This window comes from Streptomyces sp. NPDC015032, assembly GCF_043080425.1.
Taxonomy (GTDB): Bacteria; Actinomycetota; Actinomycetes; order Streptomycetales; family Streptomycetaceae; genus Streptomyces.
The window spans coordinates 1-1,743 of the sequence record NZ_JBIBVN010000116.1 but is presented as its reverse complement, the minus strand read 5'-3'; the positions used below and the strand labels follow the sequence as shown (position 1 = coordinate 1,743).

Here is a 1,743-nt window from a genome sequence, read left to right as displayed (position 1 = left end):
GATCTCTTTCGAGGTGATCCGGCGGTGTTTGCGACGTATCCATCTCATGACCCGTTGCCAGGTGTACTGGCTGAGGTAGTGGAAGGCGACGGCGGACACACCGGGCCGAAAGTAGGCACACCAGCCCCGAAGCGCCGCGTTCAAACGGTGCATCAGGACTTCCAGTGGCAGGTTGACGTCCTGTCGGCAGATCGCCTTCACCTTGGCGGTCACGGCCTTGACGGCTTTGCGCGCCGGGTAGGTGTAGACGTACCACTTGTTCGTGCCCCGCTTGCGGTGGCGCTGGATGCGCCAGCCGAGAAAGTCGAGGCCATCGTCGATATGGGTGATCAGGGTCTTCTCCGGTGACAGACGCAGTCCCATCCCGGTGAGGACCTCCGCGATGTCCTCCCGCAGGGCTTCAGCGTGCGCTTTGGTGCCCGAGACCATCAGACACCAGTCGTCCGCGAACCGGACGAGCCGGATGTTCGGGAGACTGTGGCGGCGACGCTTGGCCCGTTCCACCTGGCTGGCTCCGGGTCCCCCCGGGGCCTGGGCGATGTACTCGTCCAGCACCGACAGGGCCACGTTGCTCAGCAGGGGCGAGAGAATCGAACCCTGGGGGGTACCGGAATTGCTGTCCCGCAAGGTGCCGTCCTGTCCGAGGATGCCCGCCTTGAGGAACGCCTTCACCAGAGCCAAGACCCGTCTGTCTCCGACACGTCTGCGCACCCGTTCGAGTAGAGCGGTATGCGAGATCTCGTCGAAGCAGGCCGCGATGTCGCCCTCAACGATCCACTCATACGAGCGGGACGCGAGGTAACGCACCTCGGCAACCGCGTCATGCGCCCGGCGCTTGGGGCGGAACCCGTAGGAACACGGGAGGAACTCCGCCTCGAAAATCGGCTCCAACACCAGCTTCAAGGATGCCTGGACCACCCGGTCCCGGACGGTTGCGATCCCCAGGCGGCGCTGCTTGCCGTTCGCCTTGGGGATCATGCGCTCCCGCACGGGCAGCGGACGGAAGCTGCGGTCCTTCACCTGCGACCGCAACTCGCGGAGGAAGTCCTCCACGCCTCGCACCGACTCGACGTAAAAGGCTGTCCAGCCGTCCACGCCCGCCGAACGAGCACCCTTGTTCCCCCGCACCCGAGCCCACCCGACCAGCAGGAAGGCGGGATCGGCAACGAGATTGAGAAGGTCGTCAAACCTGCGATGGGGATCCTCGCGGGCCCAACGGTGCAGCTTGGTCTGGATACCCTGTACCCGTCGCTCGGCCTGATACAGCACGTGCTCCAGCTCGTCGGTGTTCACCGTCGAAGACCTCCAGGCATTCCAGCATCCTCCCCACAGACTTGCTGGCCCCCTTCGCCGTGTGCACACCTCTCGCGTGCCCTGACTACTACGGGGCCTCCGCCCCATCCGCATCCTTCGGTCGGCAACGGACTTGCCCCGACGCCATGGACTGGAGGGCCAGGCGCTGGGCGGACGCGAATGGTTCCCACGTTCACGATGTTCCGATCAGCCAGGTCGGCGCTCGGCTATACCCCGGCAGCATCGCCACGCCTACGCCGCAGGCATTCAGCGTGGCCTCCCCACCGTCGCTTACACACGGCTTCAGAGTTGACCCCGGGCACTGATATGCCCAGGTCACGCACTGCACACCGGCCCTGATCCGCCAGGTTTCGAGCCGGCACTTCGATTACGGGGCTTCGACCACCGATTCACTCTCGTTACGCCCACTGGCCTTGCTAGCCGGACCCG

Annotated in this window: 1 protein-coding gene; it reads right to left on the bottom strand. The window is 65.2% G+C overall.

All coding sequences use genetic code 11. The features are described from left to right. Window positions 1–1,293 (bottom strand): group II intron reverse transcriptase/maturase (ltrA, locus tag ACF08M_RS41605; RefSeq protein ID WP_392190519.1); only part of this gene is annotated, 1,293 nt, incomplete at its 3' end. Window positions 1,294–1,743: the final 450 nt, after the last annotated feature.